We start from the raw sequence: 18,443 nt of genomic DNA, 5'->3' as shown, positions 1-18,443 counted from the left end.
ATGATCGAATACTACCTCGCCGTAGACGGTGCCCTCCTGGAAGCCCCCGAGGAACGAGCCAGCGTCTGGTTGTGTGTCGCGCCGGACGCAACGGAGCAATCCCGGTTGTGCGAGTGCCTGGGGGTCAGTGCCCAGTCGCTGGAGTCCTCCCTGGACCCGGATGAAGTGGCGCGTATCGAGATCAAGCCAGATCACCTGTTCCTGATCTGGAAGCGCCCGGAAAGCTTCGATGGCCGGGTATTCAATGTCTCGTCATTCGGCGTTGTACTCAGCGAAAAGCGCCTGGTGGTGATCTGCGCCGCCAACTCGCTACTCGCCGGGGTAGACCGGCAGGCCGGCATGAGTACTCCACTGGATGTGCTGATGGCGATGCTGGCTGAAAGCGTGCATCACTACCTGGGCCACCTGCGGGTGGTAAAGCAGGTGGCCCGCGAAATCCAGCTGCAGTTCGATCGGTCCATGGACAACCAGCACCTGGTGCAGATGTACAGCCTTAGCGAAAGCCTGGTGTATTACGTCAACGCCATTCAAAGCAATGGCGCCGTGCTAGCCCTGCTGCGCGGCCATGGCCAGAAACACGGCTTCGGGCCCGAGCAACTGGAAATGCTGAATGACCTGATCATCGAAAACGAGCAAAGCTACCAGCAGGCGAAGATCCATGCCCAGGTCTTTACCAACCTGATCGAGGCCCGCGGCAACCTGGCCAACAACGGCATGAACCACGCGCTGCGCAACCTGACCATGATCAATGTGGTGTTCCTGCCCTTGAACCTGCTCGCCAGCATCGGCGGCATGTCGGAGTTCAGCATGATGACCGCCGGCATGCCCTGGTGGTTGACGTTCCCCACGCTGCTGCTGGCCATGGCGGTACTTGGCGGGGCCATGGCCGTGGCTTTACGGCGTATGGCATGACCCGCCGTGCCAAGAAATAGTGTCAACCTGTACCCATCAACCCGCAGGACGAGACCATGGAAAATTCGGACATCGGATTATTTATGCTGGCGCTGATTGCAATCACAGGCACCCTGATAAGCCTGTTTGAACACCGCGCCGTACGCTCAGAGGAACCCAGCATCAAGCAGCCGGCAACCAAAGTTCAGCGGCGTCCTTGAAAGTGAAATGGCGACCCACTCGCAAACTGGCGCCAACGTGCTCGAGAACAGCCATCCACATCGGTCGAGGTAACAGTGCCCCAGGGCGGGTCGCATTGCCTGGCCTGCCTCAGGGACAGGGCGCAACGACAGATGACACCGGGTCAAGGAAGATCAGTTGCAAGGGCTCCGCCAACAGCTGTTCGGCCTGCTCGGCAAACCGCTGGAAATGAGCGGTGGTCAGGTGCGCGTCCAGGGCCTGCTGGTGGTCGAACGCCTCGCGCATGTAGAACGTCCCAGGCTCGTCGCTGCGTTCGAACAACATGTAGTCGCGGTTGCCGGGCTCCGCCCGAGTCGGTTCGATCAATGCCAGCAAGGCCGCTTTCAGCTTTGGTGCCTGGCCTGGCTTGGCCTTGAGGATGGCGAGGGAAACGAGGGGGTAGTCTTGTCGGTTCACATAAAGCTCCTGATCAGTGGCAAAGAGCAGGCGCGGTATTGCCTGCTTCAATGTGTGCATGAGTTTCACCGGGCGTAGCGCCGGGAATGTGCGCGGCGCGGAGAAACACGGTTCGTTCAAGCATGCTCATGGCAGACCGGATCAACCGGTCCGCCGTTGTCTGTCAAACAGGTTTCAGAAGCCTTCCAGGACGATCTTGCCGCGCGCCTTGCCACTCTCGACCAGCGCATGGGCACGGCGCATGTTGGCGGCATTGATGGCGCCGAAATGCTCGCCCAAGGTGGTACGCAGGATGCCTTGATCGATCAGCCCGGCCACGCGCTCGAGCAGCTCGTGCTGGCGCACCATGTCGTCGGTTTCGTAAAGCGAGCGGGTGAACATCAGCTCCCAGTGCAGCGACAGCGACTTGCGCTTGAGCGGCATGACGTCCAGGGTCTGCGGGTCGTCGATCACGCCCAGGCGACCTTGTGGTCGCAGCACTTCAACCAGTTGCGCAAAGTGTTGATCAGTATGGGTAAGGCTGGCGACATGGCTGACCGACTCGATCCCCAAGGCCTGCAGCTGCCCTTGCAGCGGCGCACTGTGATCGATGACGTGATGGGCGCCCAGTTCGCGTACCCAGTTGCTGGTCTCGGCGCGGGAGGCCGTGCCGATAACCGTCAGGCGGGTCAGTTGCCGGGCCAACTGCACCAGCATCGAACCGACGCCACCGGCAGCGCCAACGATCAGCAGGGCATCGCCCTCCCCGCCGCCCTCCGCGATCCCCAGGCGATCGAACAGCAGTTCCCAGGCGGTGATGGCCGTCAGCGGCAGCGCGGCTGCCTGCGCCACACCCAGGCTGCGCGGTTGATGCCCGACGATGCGTTCGTCAACCAGGTGATATTCACTGTAGCTGCCGGGCCTGGCGATGGAGCCGGCGTAGTACACCTGGTCTCCGGGCTTGAACAGGGTCACCTGGCGCCCGACTTCGCGGACGACACCGGCCGCGTCCCAGCCGAGTATTTTCGGCTCTCCCGTGAAAGTTCCCGCGCGTACCTTGGTGTCTACGGGGTTGACCGACACGGCTTTGACCTCGACCAGAAGGTCCCTGGGCCCAGGGCTGGGCTTGGGCATGAAGATGTCCTGGAGAGACGCAGGGTCTTCGATAGGCAAGCCTTTGTGGATGAAACTGATCGCTTTCATAGGCACTCACTGCTGAATGTGGTTTGATTTGGCATCGAGTCTGGCGTGCCAGGCGTCCGGGAAAAACGGGCCCTGCCCGTCAACACTTTCATTGCAGGAGTGATAATGATCCGTCTCGACGACCTGGGTATCTTCGTTCGCAGCGCTGCGCTGGGCAGCTTTACCGCGGCAGCCCACGAGGCCGACCTGCTACCTGGCCAGGCAGCCGAGGCAGTCAAGCGCCTGGAGCGTGAACTGGATGTGCGATTGTTTGCCCGCACCACGCGCAGCTTGCGCCTCACAGCCGAAGGCGAGCAGTACCTGCCCTCGGCCCTGATCGCCCTGGAAGCCCTCAGGCACGGGCGCGACAACCTGCGTCAGGAAAGCGCCCAGCTCAGCGGAACGTTGCAGGTGGCCGCGCCCTCCGATCTGGGGCGCAACGTGCTGCTGCCCTGGCTCACGGCGTTTCGCCGAGAGCATCCACAGTTGAACCTGCGCTTGTTTCTCTCCGACCAGATCGCCGATCTTTTTCGCGATCCGGTAGATATCGCCATCCGCTATGGCCTGAACGCCGACGCCAACTATATAGCCCTGCCACTGGCACCTTGGAACCGCAAGGTGCTGGTGGCCTCGCCCGAGTACCTGGCGCGGCAAGGCACCGTCCAAGCCCCTGAAGATCTGCTCGAACACCAGTGCCTGCTGTACATGCAGCAGGGGCGGGTCTACGACAAGTGGCAACTGGGAACGCAGACCGTCCAAGTGCGTGGCGCCCTGCTCTGCGACGACGCCGATATCGCCCGGCGCTGGGCCGTGGCCGGCGAAGGGATAACCTACAAGTCCTGGCTGGATGTGAGCGACGATGTGCTGGCGGGAAGACTTGTCGTGCTCATGCAGGATCACCCCGGGCCCGCCATGCCACTGAGCCTGGTGTGCCCGCACCGCAAGCAGCTGTCGCCTGCGGTAAGGCACCTGCACGCCTGGTTGTCCAGCCGCTTCGCCGAACTGGAGCGCGACTGATCAGCGCGAAGCCAGCCACTCTGATCGAAAGCACGCCGGCGCCCCGCTTGCACGCAATCGAATAATTTCAAGCGCTGCTTGACCAGGGAGAACGATCGTTCTACTCTGGCTACATGGATAAGCCAATGACCGATACACGCGAAAAAATCCTGGCGACTGCCGAGAAGCTTATTTACGAAAACGGGATTCACGCCACGGGCATGGACCTCTTGGTAAAGACCTCGGGCGTCGCCCGTAAGAGTATTTATCGCTATTTTGCGAATAAAGACGACGTAGCAGCGGCGGCACTCAATGCACGCGATATACGCTGGATGACGTGGTTCAGAAGTGAATGCGAAAAAGCGCAAACACCAGAAGCACGCATCCTTGGCATTTTTGATGCCCTCAAAAGTTGGTTCGAGTCAGACGGTTTTCGCGGATGTGCTTTTATCAACACCGCCGGAGAGGTGGGTAACGCAGACGATCCTGTTCGACAGATCGCAAAACTGCATAAACAAAAGCTGCTGGACTACACGCTAGAACTGACCAGCGAATTAGGTGTTAACGATCCGACTGGCTTGGCCAAGCAACTCCTTTTGATTATAGAGGGCACCATAACCGTGGCCCACGTCATGGGTGATCACACCGCGCTCGACAGTGCGCGGGAAATCGCAAAGGTCTTGCTCAAGGACGTGCAGCGCGCAAGCGCTTAAAGTTAAAGAAATACCCACCCAACTGAACCATCCAAAAGATTGGAGGCACCACCATGTCCAACGAACACACTCGTCCGCCACTTCCTCCTTTCACTCGCGAATCGGCGATTGAAAAGGTCCGACTCGCTGAGGATGGCTGGAATACCCGCGAACCCGAAAAGATTGCGCTGGCCTATACGGTGGACACCCAATGGCGTAACCGTGCCGAGTTTGCAAACAACCGTGAAGAAGCTCGGGACTTCCTAACTCGCAAGTGGAAGAAAGAACTGGACTATCGGTTGATCAAAGAGCTCTGGGCCTTCACCGACAACCGCATCGCGGTCCGTTACGCCTACGAGTGGCACGACGATTCGGGCAACTGGTTCCGCTCCTATGGCAACGAAAACTGGGAGTTTGAAGCCGATGGCTTGATGCACCGCCGTTTCGCCTGCATCAACGACATGCCCATCAAGGAAAGCGAGCGCAAGTTCCACTGGCCACTGGGTCGCCGTCCGGATGATCACCCAGGGCTGACTGAACTGGGCCTGTAAGTCAGGTTAAACCTGATCCTTTTACATAAAGGATCAGGTGTTTTGTGCAACCCAGCCCGGGGGCAGACGGCGGGGGCTATACCCAGCTGTTTGACTGGGCACGTCGCTGTGCTTAGGCATATTTCCTGGCCCCGTAAACACAGATGACAGCCCCCATCGTCACGATCAGCATCGTCCAGCTGACATGCTCGTGCAGAAGCAACGCTGCCAGCCCAAGCCCCATGAACGGCTGAAAGAGTTGCAATTGGCCCACTGCCGCAATCCCCCCCTGGACGAGCCCTCGGTACCAGAACACAAACCCGATCAGCATGCTGAACAGTGAAACGTAGCCAAAGCTGAACCACGCAGGGGCACTTACCCTGGCAAAGTCATCAGGGGCTGGAAGATTGACCACCGTCAGCAGCAGCATGAACGGCAACGCTACCAGCAACGCCCAGCTGATCACCTGCCAACCACCCAATGTCCGCGAGAGGCGCGCTCCTTCGGCATAGCCCAACCCACAGACCACAACCGCAGCCAACATCAGCAGATCGCCCACCGCCGACGCCTCGCCTCCATTCATCAACGCATAGCCAGCGACCAACCCGGCACCTGTCAACGAGAACAGCCAGAACAATGGCCGAGGTCGTTCACCGCCCCGCAGAACCGCAAATCCTGCAGTACACAATGGCAGGAGCCCGACAAAAACAATGGAGTGAGCAGAGCTTATGTGCTTAAGGGCAAATGCTGTCAGTAGCGGGAAACCGATAACAACGCCGAGCGCTGTTACGGCCAAGGGCGACAAATCCCGCCGTTTGGGTCGAGGCTGGCGTAGCACGATCAGAAAAAGTGCGCCCAGCATGGCGGCAATTGTTGCCCGGGCACAGGTGAGGAACGTCGGTTCGAAGTCGGCCACTGCCACTCGGGTTGCCGGCAACGAACCCGCAAAGATGGCGACGCCTATGAAACCGTTGATCCACCCGCTTGCTGATTTTTCCATCGGTAAGTCCTCGATAAGCCAAGGCTCAGTACATCACCGACAGGCTCACCCAGGCCATGTACAATCCAATACACTTCAACCAAACTGTTATGCATATGACTCCAGCACAGTTGAGGGTGCGATGAAACGGGACGGAACGCGAATTCGAACAGTCATGGGTGAAATCCAGTCGCGGATAGCCTCTCGAACCTACACACCTGGCGCGAGAATTCCCTCGGTGCGTGCGATGGCTCAGACCATGCAGGTGTCGGTTTCTACGGTGCTTGAGGCCTATGAAAGGTTGATGGCAGAGGGTGTACTCAATTCTCGTCCTGGCTCCGGCTTTTACGTAGCCGGGCCAGTGGCGCCCTTGGTACTCACCGAACTCGGCCCAAGGCTTGATCGTGAAGTGGACCCGCTGTGGATCTCGCGCCAGTCTCTTGACACCGCTAGCGATGCATTGAAACCAGGGTGCGGGTGGCTACCTGCCTCCTGGATGTTCGAAGCCGGCTTGCGCAAAGCGCTTCGCACCGTTGCCCGTTCCGACACGTCGAAACTGACGGAGTACGCCTCACCACTTGGGCATCTGCCGCTCAGGCAATTCTTGTCACGGAAGCTGCCAGGCATCGGGATCGAAGCCCCTCTTGAACAGATCATGCTCACTGAGTCCGGCACCCACGCCATCGACCTGATCTGCCGTTTTCTGCTGGAGCCGGGGGACACTGTGCTGGTCGACGACCCCTGCTATTTCAATTTTCACGCATTGCTGAAAGCGCACAGGGTGAACATCGTAGGCGTTCCCTACACCGCGACGGGCCCGGACATCGATGCTTTTGGCGCTGCCCTGCTCGCGCATTCTCCCCGGTTGTACATAACCAATTCAGGTATCCACAACCCGACCGGCGCTACCCTGTCTCCGGTCACGGCACACAGGTTGCTGAAGCTGGCCGACAACTCCAGCCTGGTGATTGTAGAGGACGACATTTTCGGGGATTTCGAGAATGCGCCAGCGCCACGGCTGTCTGCCTTCGATGGCCTCTCTCGTGTCATCCAGATCGGTAGCTTTTCCAAGACCATCTCTGCTTCGATTCGATGCGGCTACATCGCGGCTCGCAGTGACTGGATCGAGAGCCTGGTCGATCTCAAGATTGCGACCACATTCGGGGGTGGCCGCCTGGCCGCGGACATCATCCATCTGGCGATTACCGATAGCGGGTACCGGAAACACGTGGAAAGTGTTCGCCTCAGGCTGGCAGAGGCTATGGACAGAACGGTGGCGAGGCTTCAAGCCATTGGTATCAAGCCCTGGATAACGCCCCAGTCAGGCATGTACGTCTGGTGCCAACTTCCTCAAGGCAAGGATGCAGCAACGCTGGCTCGGGCTTGCTTGAATGAAGGTGTAGTACTGGCGCCCGGAAATGCGTTCAGCCAGTCGATGGCTGCGGGTGATTTCCTCCGTTTCAATGTCGCCCAATCGGCTGATGCCAAAATTTACGAAGTATTGAAACGGACACTGAGCGCTTAGTGGCGAAACTTCCTGTTTAACCACGTCAGCTCATTCCGCCCACCCACGATGAACGCCCTGTTTCGAGGAGGCGACGCTGTCGCTTCCTCGAAAAAGAACAAGGCGTTTCAGATAGCGCAATGAGGGCGACATCAGCACAAATCAGGACACCCAGGATTCCACTTCTTCTGCCCCGTACTGGGCTTTCCATTCCTTGAGCAGCTTGTGGTTGCCACCCTTGGTCTCGATGACCTCTCCATTATGCGGGTTCTTGTACTGCTTCACTTGCCGAGCACGGCGTGGGGCTTTCTCTGTAGCCGCAGGAGCTGCGGAACGGCGACTGGCCTGAGGATCCAGGATGTTGATGATATCGCGCAGGCTGTAACCGTATTTGCTTAGCAGGTCACGCAACTTGGTCTCGAACTCGATCTCTTTCTGAAGCTCACCGCTGCTTTTCATGGCTTCCAGTTCGGCCAACTGGGCCGCCAACTTCTGTTCAAGCTGTCTAAACTCTGCCAAACGCGACATGTGCATACTCCTGAATACGTGGATGCTGTTTAGAGAATCCTAACGCAGTTCAAGTTCAAACCAAAATTAAAAATCAGCGGCAAAGATCTACCGTCAGCTCGACGACATTGGGTATATCTCCTTCTTGGCGCTGTATGAAATACCTTGATACTCGGTAAGGCCGCGTTGAAAACAGCCTCGGAATGCTCAAATACAACCCGTAAACTCCGCTTCCTCGGCTGTTTTCGCCTTGCCTGAACTTCGTCTCAACGCTGTTCATACAGACACTAGAACTCCACCTTCCCCCGCCCCGCCTTGACAGTGCTCCGCCTGGCTTTTCCTTCGAGGCGGCGGGTCTTCGAGCCGAGGGTCGGCTTGGTGGGGCGGCGTTTCTTTTCGGTCTTGCCTGCGGTGATGATCAACTCGGCAAGACGCGCCAATGCGTCAACACGGTTCTGCTCCTGGGTGCGGTACTGCTGGCCCTTGATGATCAACACGCCGTCGCCGGTGATGCGACTGTCACGCAGCGCCAGCAGCCGCGCCTTGTAAAACTCGGGCAACGATGAGGCCTGGATGTCGAAGCGCAGGTGTACCGCGCTGGACACTTTGTTGACATTCTGCCCACCCGCGCCTTGCGCGCGGATGTATGTGAGTTCGATTTCGGCATCTGGCAGATGCACGTTATTGGAGATAGTCAGCATGATAGGGCCCTTGTCATTGCCCATTATCACAGACTGCGCCGCTCCCCCATAGCACAATGCAGGGTTCTTTGAATCAGTGCGCAAGCCGACCCAAGCGAGCCCTCCCCTCGTCGGGGCCCTGCACTTCATGCCAGCCAGCGGTAGCACGCGTGCGCCATCACAGCGTTGCGCTCTGCTTTACCGGCAGTTGTACACGAAACGTTGTTCCCACTCCGACCTGGCTTGATACGGTTATCTCCCCACCGTGTTTCTTTACAATGCCATAGGAAAGGGACAGGCCTAGCCCGGTACCTTGGCCGACGGGCTTGGTGGTGAAAAAAGGATCGAAGATTTTCTTGATGTTCTCCGGTGCTATCCCCGCGCCTGTATCTGCAACTTCGATGCACACCCAGGCGCCTTGATGAGCAGTGCCCAATGTGATGGTGCCCCGCTCGGGGCCCATGGCTTGGGCGGCGTTGAGCACCAGGTTCATTATCACTTGGTTGATCTGCGACGGCAGGCATTCGACAGGGGGTAACGGCTGGTACCGTTTTACCAGGTCGGCTTTATGTTTCAGCTCGCTCGCGACGATGTTAAGCGTGGAGTCAATGCCCTGCTGCAAATCGGCTAATTGCCACTGCTGAGCGCTATCAACGCGCGAGAAGTCTTTGAGGTCCTTGACGATATGCGCCACTCGACCGATTCCGTCCTTGGACTCCTTGATGAGGATCGGGATGTCTTCCATGAGGAACTCCAGTTCCGTCTGCTCACGAAGTCTTTGCAAGCGCCCAGTGGTTTCGTTTGCGCCGAGCATCAGTTCGGCCTCGCGATAGGCGTCGAGCATCGCTACCAGTTGCTGGAAGTACCCTCCCAGAGTGCCCAGGTTGGAGGACACGAAACCGATCGGATTGTTGATCTCGTGCGCCACGCCGGCGGCCATCTGCCCCAACGAGGCGAGCTTCTCCGATTGCACCAGTTGGCTTTCCAGCTGCTTGCGCTCCTCGATCTCCTGCTGCAGCGCCTCGCTGGCCTGGGTCAGTTGCTGGGTACGCCGCTCTACCCGCTGTTCGAGCTGGTGCATTTTCAGCGAGGCTCGTTGGGTCATTTCCCACTTGGTCAGCAAGGTGCTGGCCATTTGCTGGACCTCGATGTTGTCGAACGGTTTTTTCAGGATCAGCAAGCGATCGTGGGCCTGCAGCCGGTCGAGCAACTCATCCCAGGAATAGTCCGAGTAGGCAGTGCAGACGACTACCTGCAACAGCGGGTCCTCTTCCCACAGGTGCTCAATGGTCTGAGCGCCATCCCATCCACCTGGCATTCGCATGTCGACGAAGGCTAACGCGTAGGGCTTGCTGGCCTGCAGCGCACGCTTCAGCAGGCCGAGACCTTCCTCACCGCCATAGGCTGAATCGAGTTCGAATACCGGTCGTTCGTTCTTGACCTGCTCGCCGAACAACAACCCTTCCATCTCGTCCAGCTCAGAGTTCTGCGATCTGGCCGGGGCAAGGATCTTGCGAAAGTCCTCGTGGATAGTCGGCATGTCATCGATCAGCAGGATCCGGCGATTGATCATGTCACTCATGCAGGCTCCGTCACCGCGATCAGCGGGATCCTCAGGGTAAAGACAGCACCCAAGCCAGGGCCGTCGCTGTGTGCGGTCAGGTGACCATTCATCTCGATGGCGGCCAGGGCGCAACTGTGCAAGCCGAAGCCATGCCCGTCCTTGCGCGTGGTGAAGCCATGGGCAAAGATCTTCTGCAGGTTTTCAGGGGCAATGCCTTCGCCCTCGTCCAGCACGCTCATTTCCAGCAAGCCCCCCTCAACGATGCGCGTCCTGAGGATCATCGTCCGCGGGTCGCTGCCGGGGCCGGACATGGCGTACTTGGCGTTGCTGATCAGGTTGATCAGAATCAGCAACAGCCGATGCCGGTCGCCCATCACCAGAGGCAGATCTGCGAAGTCGCGCACTACCCTCACTTGATGCCGGGTCAACGCGCCTGCGTTCATGCGCAGCGCGTCCTCGACCAGGTCGTTGACCGACAGCGGCTCTGGCACATTTTTAGCGCCGGCATAGGATTGCTGGGTGGCCACCACTTCCTTGATGTGGTCGATGCTCTTGTTCATTCGTTCCAGCTCGATCGCCATCTCCTTCTGTTCATCGGCAATCGCCTCGGTCAGCTGGTTGAGGTAGCCGGGAAGCAACCGGCCTCGGGGATCCTCGTCGAGAAACCGACCGATGTCAGTGGCATGCTCGCGGAACAGTTGCATGGCCTTGCCCAAACCCTGGGTTTTGCTGCTGCGCAACGTTCGAGCGATGAGATCAGAGGATGTGTTCACACTGTTGAGCACGTTGCCCACATTGTGCAACACATTGGTGGCGATCTCCGCCATACCTGCCTGGCGCGCGGCGTTGAACAGCTCGCTCTGAGCGTTCCGGAGCGCCAGGGTGCGCTCCTCGACCCGCTGTTCCAGGACGTCATTGGCGCTTTGCAATGCGTTGTTGACCCGTCTCACCTCGGCGAAGCTGCGCACCAGCAGCGCAGCCAGGCAAATGACCGAGAACATCAGCAAGCCTGATAGCCATAACGTGTAGAGATGGTTTTTACGGTTGATCTTTTCAACCTGCTGTTGATCCCTGTCCAAAAGGCTGGTGATCGTATCCAGGCGCTCGGCAACCGGAATCGCCTCGATCTGTTCGAGCAGGCGGTTGACGACAGGTTGCTCGCGCAGGATCAACGCCACGTGATTGCTCAACAGATTGAGGGGCGTCTGGAATTCTTTGGGCAGGTTCTCCGTGTTAACAGCCAAGTTGCCTAACCCCACCTCTATCTCGGCAGCCCTTTCCACAGAGGTAACCTGCGCGAACTCCAGGGCACTCAGCAAGAGGTCATAGGTGTCCGTGACGAATACGTGTACCTCCTGCCGATTCGGGGCCAGCATGGTGTTGATCTGGGCCTGAATACCGTCCTCGGCGGTGGGTAGAAATGCCAACGAATTTCGCAGCAAGGCATTGTGCGACTTGAATTGCTCCACGAGCCGAGCCTTTTCCCCGAACGCAGAAAGAAAACCGTCATGGGCATCGCGCCACTGGTCTGATTCATCGCGCCCTTGCTCGGCTTCCCGGCGGTCGAATCGTGCCCATAGCCGCTTCATCTCCTTGAGAGGGATCACAAGTGGATCGTAGTTATGGGAGACGGCTACCCGGGCCTTGAGCACCTCGTTTTCCCATACAGCATCCTGTTGCTTGAGCTGACGAATGAGATCTCGGGATTCGTTGTAGGTCTGGGTCTGCTCTGACCCGGAATTCAGGTACAAGTGCAGCAGCATCGACGCCAGTACAAAGACCAACCCGCTGAATAGAATCAGGCTTGTACGCCGGGAAATCACCCTCATGGCTGACCCGCCTTTTCAGCAGTAAGGGTTTTGAGGAACAGCATGATGAGCCTGCGGTCCTCATCGCTTGGGATTCGTCCAAGCTGATACTGGAACATCACGTCGATCGCACGCTCCAGCGTAGGCGCCGAGCCATCGTGGAAATAGGGCGCGGTCATCGCCACATTGCGCAGGCTCGGCACTTTGAACACACCCCGGTCGGCCTCCTCTGCGGTCACGTTGAAGCGGCCCTGATCCGCCTCGGTGGGGTTGCCGCGGTCAGCGATGTAGTCGCCGAACACGCCAAATTTCTGGAACATGTTGCCCCCAATATTCACCCCTTGGTGGCAGGCGATGCAGCCGTAGTCCTTGAAGCGCTGATAGCCGTATTTTTCCTCCAGGGTAAGCGCCTCGGTATCGCCCTGCAGGTAGCGATCGAAACGTGCGCCAGGGGTAAGAAGCGTCCTTTGGTAATCGGCCAACGCGCTGAGGATGTTGTCCTTTGTCACCGCGTCCGGGTAGGCATCCTCGAACGCCTGGCGGTAACGCACGTCTGCGGCGATGCGCTGCTCGATCACGCGCCAGTCTCCGCCCATCTCGTGAGCGCTGGTGATCACGGCATCCCCCTGCTCCTCGAGTGACTCGACCCGGCCATCCCAGAACTGCCGGAAATTAAGGCTGGCATTGAGTACCGTTGGCGTATTGAGCGCAAGTGGCAGGCCATCTGCACCCATGGAGAACGCCCGGCCATCGACCCCGTACGTGTCCAGACGGTGACAACTGGCGCAGGACAGTGTGCCGTTGTGCGACAACCGCGGATCGTTGAACAACTGGCGGCCCAGCTCGACACGCCCAGGTGCCAGAGCGGGAATCGGAGGCAGTGGCTTGAGCGGCTCGTCCAGCAGCTCGGCCCCGCTGTCCACACTCAGAACGAGTAGCACCCACAGGCTCAGGCAACGTCGCAAGCGCTGCGGGTGAAGAACGGAACGAAAACGACAGGTTGTCTGCGCGAACATCCGGGAGAATCCTTTTCCCTGGGCTTACGGATATACAGAAAGGTGGTGCCATGCCGTCAGGTTAGATGCCTTCCAGACAATTTGCCTGCCACCCGCCACGCCTTGCTCCGACACCTGTCGCGGAAAAATGATCTAGCCTTTGACCTAAGCGCTCGTTGAGCTCGAGTGCCTCCATCGATCGACCGCGTGAGGCCTGCCATGGAAGTGCAACCGAACCCGAACCCACCCTACCGGCCGACCGTGTTGCTAGTGGACGACGAGGAGTCGATCCTTAGCAGTCTGCGTCGGCTATTGCGTGGCCAACCCTATGACGTGAAGCTGGCGACCAGCGGCGAACAGGCACTGGCGCAGATGGCCGAGGGCCCGGTAGACCTGGTGATGAGCGATGCGCGCATGCCTGGTATGGACGGCGCCACCTTGTTGGCACAGATCAATCAGCATCACCCATCGACCGTCAGGATCTTGCTGACCGGCTACGCCGACCCGAGCGCAATCATCAAGGCCGTCAATGACGGTCAGATCCACCGTTACATCAGTAAGCCCTGGAACGACGACGAATTGCTACTGACCTTGCGCCAGGCCCTGGAGCACCAGCATTCCGAACGCGAGCGCCAACGCCTGGAGCTGCTGGCACGTCGGCAGAACGCCCAGTTGAGACTGCTCAATAACGACCTGGAGAAACGCGTTGCAGCCCGTACTGCGGAGCTGCAGCAGACCGCTGACATGCTCGATCTGGCCTATGAAGAACTGAAACACAGCTATGTGACCGGGACTGAAGTGTTCTCGATGTTGGCTAATCTGCGGCTGCCTCCAGCCAAGCAGACCAATCGACAGATCATCGAACTGGTGCGTTGCTACTGTAGGGTCCACGCCTTGGACGAGGCGATCAGCCGCGATCTGGCCATGGCTGCGGCGCTGTACAACATAGGCAAATTGAGTTGGCCGGATAGCATGATCGTTGCCCCTTCGGACCAGTTGATGCACAGCGACCGCGACCGCTATCGCGACTACCCACGCCAAAGTGAAGCGCTGCTGATGACCCTTGAGCCCATGAAAGATGCCGCGCGCCTGATCCTGCATCACCAGGAGCACTGGGACGGCAGCGGTTTCCCCGACCGGCTCAAGGGTGAAGCTATCCCGTTCGGCGCTCGCTTGCTCAAGCTGGCCGTGGACTTCGTTGAGCTGCAACGGGGTTTGATTCTTGAACGGCAGATGAACAGTGACGAGGCCTTGCTCTACCTGCGCAAGTACGCCGGCCGGTTGTATGACCCAGCACTCCTTGAGGACTTCGTCCAGGTTTGCGCCTCGTTCCACAGCGATCTCACCCTGGTGGACCCTGAAGTCCAGGTGTGTACCACCCGTGACCTGGCGCCGGGAATGGTGCTTGCGCGCAACCTGAACGCCGACAACGGCATGTTGCTGCTTAACGCCGGCAAGGTTTTAAGCGCCGCGCTGGTGGAAAAGCTGGTGGCCTTTGAATCGATGGAGGGTGGTAAGTACTGCATTTTCGTTCGGGTCCCCTCGAACGAGCCTATAACGCCTGGAAGATCAGACTTGGCGCCGTGCTGAATGGCGGTGGGGCGTTCATTCAGCCCTGCACCGCCAGGACTGCGCGTACGGCACGCCGTCGCCCCTCCACACCGGCGATACACCCAAGCGCTATGCTTGCTCTGGCAGGAGGGCCGCGCATGTGTGGAAGGTTGAGTCAGTACCGAGGCATACACGACTTTGTCGAAACCCTGAGCCTGCCAGAGGCCTGGCGGAACAACGTCGGCGACCAGCCACTTGGCCGGTACAACGTCGCGCCGACCACGCCGGTGGCACTCTTGCGAGTGGATGAAGCAGGCCCGCGGGCGGACCTGGTGAGATGGGGCTGGCGACCGCATTGGGCGACCGACCGTGCCGCGCCGATCAACGCCAGGGTCGAAAAGGTGGCACACGGCCCCTTCTTCCGGGCGATCTGGCCGCACCGAGGCATAACGCCGATCGACGGCTGGTATGAATGGGTCGATGAAGGCGGACCGAAGAAACAGCCGTACTACATCCGACGCCGGGACGGGCGCCCTTCCCTTTGCGCCAGCATCGGCCAGTTCGCTGGCAGCGAGCATGACGGGTTCGTCATCATTACGGCCGATGCCCAGGGCGGAATGGTAGATGTGCACGACCGCAGGCCAGTGGTTTTGGCCCCAGACCTTGCGCGTGAGTGGATGCAACCCGCGACGCCGGGCGAACAAGCCGAGCAGATGGCGCTCAACCTGGGCGAGCCAGCCGAGGCCTTCGAGTGGTATCGAGTGAGCACAGCCATTGGCAATGTTCGCAATCAAGGCGCTGAGCTGATAGAGCCGCTTCAGTGAAGCGGCTGCACAGATTCGCAGGTGGTCGACCTGCCCGTGGTTGCGGTGGGTCCGATCAGACCTCGGCGAACTCACCTGGCAGCACAAGCTCCGCTTTTCTGACTTTCCACGTACTGTTCAGCCATAACCTTCCCTTCGAGAATGGCTTCTGTCGAAGAGGAGAATGGTCGACTCACACGCAGGGTTCGCGCCGTTGCACCCGGCTTCCCTACCTCGACCAACATCCCCGTGGGAAATTCGACGCTCGACTCCCACAGCACGTAAATCGATGCCTGGTAACCAAGGTAGGAATGCACGTAAAGGTCATGACTGGTGGACTGAAGGCTCATCACTTTCTCCAACTGGGCGCCTCAATGCGCTTTTGATGGAGATACGACTCAAGCGATCTGACGAGCGTTCCGTTTTCCCTGCATCGTTATCCGTGAAGACGCGAGCCTCTGCGCGGGAGTGGTTCAGGCCCTGGTGCTTTGGGCACAGGAAACGCCTTGGCGACCCAGTCGTGAGCACGCTCGAGCGCCCAGGCCATCGCCGCGGACAGTTTCTGTCCACGGCAGTCAGGGTGTACCTCTTCGAGCAAGAGCACGCCTTTTTTCCCGTAGATACCCAGGAAAAGTTGAGTGACGTTTTCAAGTGAGAGTCGGGCTTGGATGTTGATTAAAGTGCCGCAGGGAAGGCGCTCATCGTAGTTGCGGGAATGCAACGCAGAATTGGCCCATTCCCAATAGATTTTACCGCGATTACGCATGGAACGGACCTAGAACTCATATTCTTGACTGGAGAGACAGAATACACAGCTGTTCCAATGAATCCACTGCTTAAGGTGTGTGTTACATTTTTTTACAGCTGCTTTTCGTTTAACAGCCGTGATCGCACCACCAGCCCCCTTCATTCGACTGGAGCATGATCCGGGGAAGATGAAGGTGCGCCGCCAGACTGTTGAGCATCCTTTCGGAACGCTCAAAATCGGAATGGGAAGTACCCACTTTCGCCGACTGAGTGCTCTATACCGCCTGGCTGCAGATTTGTTCGGGCATTGGGGTATCAGGCGGCGCTAGCTGAAGGCCGTACGGCATACCAAGCCCTAATCCGAAAGTCGGTTTACTGCCTTGTACAACGTTAGGTACAATGGCTGCGTTTGCCAGCGACGGCTGGATCCATCTGGACACCTGTGGCCTGTGGCTACTGGAATGACGATTCTGATCCAGCTGAGAGAACACGGTGAGTCAATACGGAGCCGCCGTGCGGGTCGACAGGCTTCACTTTCTTAGAACTTTGGGCGTCACCTGTGGCGGTCCAAAGAGCAACCCTTACCCGGGCAGAGCCTGGAGGATGGACAAATGCACGTACTGACTTTTAGCCAGGCTCGCGCCGAACTGAAGCAGACAATGGATGATGTTTGCCGGGACCATGAGCCCGCCGTAATCACGCGACAGCGTGGCGAACCCGTAGTGATGATGTCTCTGGAGGACTACAACGGGATGAACGAGACCATTCACCTGTTGGGATCGTCCAAAAACGCTTCGCGCTTGCGCTCATCCATCGCTCAGCTCCGGGACGGCCAGGCCTTGACGAAGGAACTGGACCTCAATGAGCAAGAACCAGAAGCAGCGGAACAAGAATGAAGACCGCGACAAGGTAAGCGTGAAGTTCACCAAGGAGGGCTGGGAGGATTACTGTCACTGGCAGAATGCCGACCTCACCATCCTCGGCAACATCAACCGCCTAATTGACGTGTGCCTACGCACCCCCTTCACGGGTATTGGCAAGCCTGAGCCGCTGAAAGGCGATTTATCTGGCTTGTGGTCCCGCCGCATCACCCGTGAGCACCGCCTGGTCTACTTCTTCGAGGCCGGTATGCTCACCGTTCTGCAATGCCGCTACCACTACGACGACTAAAGCACTGTACTGTGCTGTGCGCGAGCCGCCTCCGCCCCTGGCAAAGGGGCGGTCGGTAAACGAATGGACGCGCGCGGTCCTTTTGTAACGGGGCGGCCAAGGGGTCAGCTGCGTGCTCGTTTCACGATGCGGGCAGCCATGAGCGCGGCGCCCGGTATCCAGAGCCCAGGATTTGAAGTGCCTAATCCAACGGCAAGAAGCGCAATTCCGACAGCAAACATAAGCGTTATCCCTCGCTAGGAAAATCCATTTCAACAATCGCCCATTAAAGCACAGGCCGGTCGCAAGAACGGCCAAGGAATCGTCATGCCCGAAACAATTGAGCAGGAGTGACCATGAAAGAACACCATTACGCTGTCACCGTAAATTGGATAGGTAACACGGGTGAAGGTACTGCCAGTTACACGGCGTACCAGAGAGACTTCAACGTGGAGGCTCCAGGCAAGGCACCTATCCTTGGCTCTGCCGACCCAGCCTTTCGCGGGAACCCTGAACGCTGGAACCCTGAAGACATGTTGCTGGCCTCGATCTCGGCCTGCCACAAGCTTTGGTATCTTCATCTGTGCGCAGTCAACAACGTGAACGTCTTGGAATATGTCGACTACCCGGTGGGCCGGATGCTTGAAGGGGATGGCCAGCGCAAGGGCCATTTCAAAGACGCTGAGTTAAGGCCTCTGCGTCTGTCCGAGGGTCTGGCATTGAGATGGGATGCGGTCGACACGGCCAAAAAGACCGCCCACGTTCGAAGAACGATTGCACTGGGGGTTGTGGAGGAACGGACAAAGACGGGGAAGGATAGATTTGTGCTACTCAACGACAGGGCCTTGCACGCCTTGGAGTTTGCCAAGCAGTACGCTGAGCGCCGCAGGCAGGGCAAAGGGCAATTCACTGAATCGCCGTTCGTCTTCCCGCCCGGGAAGAATGGAGAGCACGTCAAGCAGACCTCGGACCTGCACCACCAGTGGCGGCCGATCCTGAAAGGTTTAGGGATCAGGTACCGCCCCCCGTATAACTGCCGCCACACCTATGCGACAATATGCTTAATGTCTGGTCTCAATCCCGCATTTATCGCCCAACAGCTCGGGCATAGCGTGCAGATGCTCTTATCGACTTATGCGCGCTGGATTAACTCGTCCAACGACTGGCAGGAGCTGGAAAAGCTCCAAATTGGTCCGAAATTGGTCCGTAGCTGCGAAGAAGCCACGTAA

The 18,443-nt window shown here is 58.6% G+C and carries 21 protein-coding genes; 11 read left to right on the top strand and 10 right to left on the bottom strand.

Annotated features, from left to right (window positions below; all coding sequences use genetic code 11):
• A complete protein-coding gene (locus ACF8FB_RS19165) occupies window positions 1–912 on the top strand; it encodes a magnesium transporter CorA family protein (RefSeq protein WP_392511679.1) in 912 nt (303 codons plus the stop codon).
• A 56-nt stretch (window positions 913–968) separates the two neighbouring features.
• On the top strand, window positions 969–1,112 hold the full coding sequence (locus ACF8FB_RS19160; RefSeq protein ID WP_061405635.1) for a hypothetical protein: 144 nt from the start codon (window positions 969–971) through the stop codon (window positions 1,110–1,112).
• A gap of 109 nt (window positions 1,113–1,221) precedes the next feature.
• Here the strand turns inward: ACF8FB_RS19160 and ACF8FB_RS19155 are convergent, their stop codons facing one another.
• A complete protein-coding gene (locus tag ACF8FB_RS19155; RefSeq protein ID WP_010953854.1) occupies window positions 1,222–1,608 on the bottom strand; it encodes a putative quinol monooxygenase in 387 nt (128 codons plus the stop codon).
• Between the two features lie 114 nt (window positions 1,609–1,722).
• Window positions 1,723–2,730 carry a zinc-binding alcohol dehydrogenase family protein gene (locus ACF8FB_RS19150; RefSeq protein ID WP_392511678.1) on the bottom strand — a complete coding sequence of 336 codons (1,008 nt, stop codon included), beginning with the start codon at window positions 2,728–2,730 and terminating at the stop codon, window positions 1,723–1,725.
• 105 nt (window positions 2,731–2,835) lie between these two features.
• On the opposite strand from ACF8FB_RS19150, the gene ACF8FB_RS19145 reads away from it, so the two are divergent.
• From ACF8FB_RS19145 to ACF8FB_RS19135, 3 genes are all read left to right on the top strand, one after another.
• Window positions 2,836–3,726, top strand: coding sequence for a LysR family transcriptional regulator (locus ACF8FB_RS19145; RefSeq protein WP_392511677.1), 891 nt, complete (start codon window positions 2,836–2,838; stop codon window positions 3,724–3,726).
• A 125-nt stretch (window positions 3,727–3,851) separates the two neighbouring features.
• A complete protein-coding gene (locus ACF8FB_RS19140) occupies window positions 3,852–4,418 on the top strand; it encodes a TetR/AcrR family transcriptional regulator (protein ID WP_010953851.1) in 567 nt (188 codons plus the stop codon).
• Between the two features lie 53 nt (window positions 4,419–4,471).
• Window positions 4,472–4,948, top strand: a complete 477-nt coding sequence (locus ACF8FB_RS19135; RefSeq protein WP_010953850.1) for a nuclear transport factor 2 family protein — start codon at window positions 4,472–4,474, stop codon at window positions 4,946–4,948.
• Window positions 4,949–5,060: 112 nt separating this feature from the next.
• Here ACF8FB_RS19135 and ACF8FB_RS19130 read toward each other — a convergent pair whose 3' ends face one another.
• Window positions 5,061–5,927, bottom strand: a complete 867-nt coding sequence (locus ACF8FB_RS19130) for a DMT family transporter (protein ID WP_392511676.1) — start codon at window positions 5,925–5,927, stop codon at window positions 5,061–5,063.
• 121 nt (window positions 5,928–6,048) lie between these two features.
• Between ACF8FB_RS19130 and ACF8FB_RS19125 the strand changes: the two genes are divergently transcribed.
• Window positions 6,049–7,431 carry a PLP-dependent aminotransferase family protein gene (locus ACF8FB_RS19125; RefSeq protein ID WP_392511675.1) on the top strand — a complete coding sequence of 461 codons (1,383 nt, stop codon included), beginning with the start codon at window positions 6,049–6,051 and terminating at the stop codon, window positions 7,429–7,431.
• Between the two features lie 141 nt (window positions 7,432–7,572).
• Here ACF8FB_RS19125 and ACF8FB_RS19120 read toward each other — a convergent pair whose 3' ends face one another.
• From ACF8FB_RS19120 to ACF8FB_RS19100, 5 genes are all read right to left on the bottom strand, one after another.
• On the bottom strand, window positions 7,573–7,938 hold the full coding sequence (locus ACF8FB_RS19120; protein WP_014591145.1) for a histone-like nucleoid-structuring protein, MvaT/MvaU family: 366 nt from the start codon (window positions 7,936–7,938) through the stop codon (window positions 7,573–7,575).
• A 266-nt stretch (window positions 7,939–8,204) separates the two neighbouring features.
• On the bottom strand, window positions 8,205–8,618 hold the full coding sequence (gene arfB / locus ACF8FB_RS19115) for an alternative ribosome rescue aminoacyl-tRNA hydrolase ArfB (protein WP_104962882.1): 414 nt from the start codon (window positions 8,616–8,618) through the stop codon (window positions 8,205–8,207).
• 157 nt (window positions 8,619–8,775) lie between these two features.
• Window positions 8,776–10,179, bottom strand: coding sequence for an ATP-binding protein (locus ACF8FB_RS19110; protein WP_049586148.1), 1,404 nt, complete (start codon window positions 10,177–10,179; stop codon window positions 8,776–8,778).
• Complete coding sequence (locus ACF8FB_RS19105) at window positions 10,176–11,990, bottom strand: DAHL domain-containing protein (RefSeq protein ID WP_392511674.1); 1,815 nt, start codon at window positions 11,988–11,990, stop codon at window positions 10,176–10,178. The genes ACF8FB_RS19110 and ACF8FB_RS19105 overlap by 4 nt, the downstream gene beginning before the upstream one ends.
• Window positions 11,987–12,985, bottom strand: a complete 999-nt coding sequence (locus tag ACF8FB_RS19100) for a cytochrome-c peroxidase (RefSeq protein ID WP_010953843.1) — start codon at window positions 12,983–12,985, stop codon at window positions 11,987–11,989. Before ACF8FB_RS19100 ends, ACF8FB_RS19105 begins: the two co-directional genes overlap by 4 nt.
• Before the next feature lie 198 nt (window positions 12,986–13,183).
• Between ACF8FB_RS19100 and ACF8FB_RS19095 the strand changes: the two genes are divergently transcribed.
• A complete protein-coding gene (locus ACF8FB_RS19095; protein WP_198747055.1) occupies window positions 13,184–14,554 on the top strand; it encodes an HD domain-containing phosphohydrolase in 1,371 nt (456 codons plus the stop codon).
• Between the two features lie 119 nt (window positions 14,555–14,673).
• A complete protein-coding gene (locus ACF8FB_RS19090) occupies window positions 14,674–15,339 on the top strand; it encodes an SOS response-associated peptidase (protein ID WP_392511673.1) in 666 nt (221 codons plus the stop codon).
• A 71-nt stretch (window positions 15,340–15,410) separates the two neighbouring features.
• On the opposite strand, the gene ACF8FB_RS19085 is transcribed toward ACF8FB_RS19090, so the two are convergent.
• Both ACF8FB_RS19085 and ACF8FB_RS19080 read right to left on the bottom strand, forming a co-directional pair.
• Entirely contained in the window at window positions 15,411–15,668 is a 258-nt protein-coding gene (locus ACF8FB_RS19085; protein ID WP_020189883.1) for a hypothetical protein, read from the bottom strand.
• Between the two features lie 86 nt (window positions 15,669–15,754).
• Entirely contained in the window at window positions 15,755–16,084 is a 330-nt protein-coding gene (locus ACF8FB_RS19080) for a hypothetical protein (RefSeq protein WP_061405633.1), read from the bottom strand.
• 592 nt (window positions 16,085–16,676) lie between these two features.
• Between ACF8FB_RS19080 and ACF8FB_RS19075 the strand changes: the two genes are divergently transcribed.
• The 3 genes from ACF8FB_RS19075 (at window position 16,677) to ACF8FB_RS19065 (ending at window position 18,443) form a co-directional block, all read left to right on the top strand.
• Window positions 16,677–16,961 (top strand): type II toxin-antitoxin system Phd/YefM family antitoxin, encoded by a 285-nt coding sequence (locus ACF8FB_RS19075; RefSeq protein WP_010953840.1) that lies wholly within the window; start codon window positions 16,677–16,679, stop codon window positions 16,959–16,961.
• Window positions 16,927–17,235: a Txe/YoeB family addiction module toxin gene (locus ACF8FB_RS19070; RefSeq protein WP_392511672.1), complete on the top strand. Its 309-nt coding sequence runs from the start codon at window positions 16,927–16,929 to the stop codon at window positions 17,233–17,235. Before ACF8FB_RS19075 ends, ACF8FB_RS19070 begins: the two co-directional genes overlap by 35 nt.
• A gap of 335 nt (window positions 17,236–17,570) precedes the next feature.
• Entirely contained in the window at window positions 17,571–18,443 is an 873-nt protein-coding gene (locus ACF8FB_RS19065; protein WP_392511671.1) for a tyrosine-type recombinase/integrase, read from the top strand.

The organism is Pseudomonas sp. yb_2 (assembly GCF_043103905.1).
Lineage (GTDB): Bacteria > Pseudomonadota > Gammaproteobacteria > Pseudomonadales > Pseudomonadaceae > Aquipseudomonas > Aquipseudomonas alloputida.
This window is presented reverse-complemented; position numbering and strand designations above follow the sequence as displayed.

Excerpts from the sequence above, each read along its gene's own strand:
- ACF8FB_RS19165 (WP_392511679.1), top strand. The coding sequence starts at position 1 with ATGATCGAATACTACCTCGCCGTAGACGGTGCCCTCCTGGAAGCCCCC.
- ACF8FB_RS19160 (WP_061405635.1), top strand. The coding sequence starts at position 969 with ATGGAAAATTCGGACATCGGATTATTTATGCTGGCGCTGATTGCAATC.
- ACF8FB_RS19155 (WP_010953854.1), bottom strand. The coding sequence starts at position 1,608 with ATGCACACATTGAAGCAGGCAATACCGCGCCTGCTCTTTGCCACTGAT.
- ACF8FB_RS19150 (WP_392511678.1), bottom strand. The coding sequence starts at position 2,730 with ATGAAAGCGATCAGTTTCATCCACAAAGGCTTGCCTATCGAAGACCCT.
- ACF8FB_RS19145 (WP_392511677.1), top strand. The coding sequence starts at position 2,836 with ATGATCCGTCTCGACGACCTGGGTATCTTCGTTCGCAGCGCTGCGCTG.
- ACF8FB_RS19140 (WP_010953851.1), top strand. The coding sequence starts at position 3,852 with ATGACCGATACACGCGAAAAAATCCTGGCGACTGCCGAGAAGCTTATT.
- ACF8FB_RS19135 (WP_010953850.1), top strand. The coding sequence starts at position 4,472 with ATGTCCAACGAACACACTCGTCCGCCACTTCCTCCTTTCACTCGCGAA.
- ACF8FB_RS19130 (WP_392511676.1), bottom strand. The coding sequence starts at position 5,927 with ATGGAAAAATCAGCAAGCGGGTGGATCAACGGTTTCATAGGCGTCGCC.
- ACF8FB_RS19125 (WP_392511675.1), top strand. The coding sequence starts at position 6,049 with ATGAAACGGGACGGAACGCGAATTCGAACAGTCATGGGTGAAATCCAG.
- ACF8FB_RS19120 (WP_014591145.1), bottom strand. The coding sequence starts at position 7,938 with ATGTCGCGTTTGGCAGAGTTTAGACAGCTTGAACAGAAGTTGGCGGCC.
- arfB (WP_104962882.1), bottom strand. The coding sequence starts at position 8,618 with ATGCTGACTATCTCCAATAACGTGCATCTGCCAGATGCCGAAATCGAA.
- ACF8FB_RS19110 (WP_049586148.1), bottom strand. The coding sequence starts at position 10,179 with ATGAGTGACATGATCAATCGCCGGATCCTGCTGATCGATGACATGCCG.
- ACF8FB_RS19105 (WP_392511674.1), bottom strand. The coding sequence starts at position 11,990 with ATGAGGGTGATTTCCCGGCGTACAAGCCTGATTCTATTCAGCGGGTTG.
- ACF8FB_RS19100 (WP_010953843.1), bottom strand. The coding sequence starts at position 12,985 with ATGTTCGCGCAGACAACCTGTCGTTTTCGTTCCGTTCTTCACCCGCAG.
- ACF8FB_RS19095 (WP_198747055.1), top strand. The coding sequence starts at position 13,184 with ATGGAAGTGCAACCGAACCCGAACCCACCCTACCGGCCGACCGTGTTG.
- ACF8FB_RS19090 (WP_392511673.1), top strand. The coding sequence starts at position 14,674 with ATGTGTGGAAGGTTGAGTCAGTACCGAGGCATACACGACTTTGTCGAA.
- ACF8FB_RS19085 (WP_020189883.1), bottom strand. The coding sequence starts at position 15,668 with ATGAGCCTTCAGTCCACCAGTCATGACCTTTACGTGCATTCCTACCTT.
- ACF8FB_RS19080 (WP_061405633.1), bottom strand. The coding sequence starts at position 16,084 with ATGCGTAATCGCGGTAAAATCTATTGGGAATGGGCCAATTCTGCGTTG.
- ACF8FB_RS19075 (WP_010953840.1), top strand. The coding sequence starts at position 16,677 with ATGCACGTACTGACTTTTAGCCAGGCTCGCGCCGAACTGAAGCAGACA.
- ACF8FB_RS19070 (WP_392511672.1), top strand. The coding sequence starts at position 16,927 with ATGAGCAAGAACCAGAAGCAGCGGAACAAGAATGAAGACCGCGACAAG.
- ACF8FB_RS19065 (WP_392511671.1), top strand. The coding sequence starts at position 17,571 with ATGAAAGAACACCATTACGCTGTCACCGTAAATTGGATAGGTAACACG.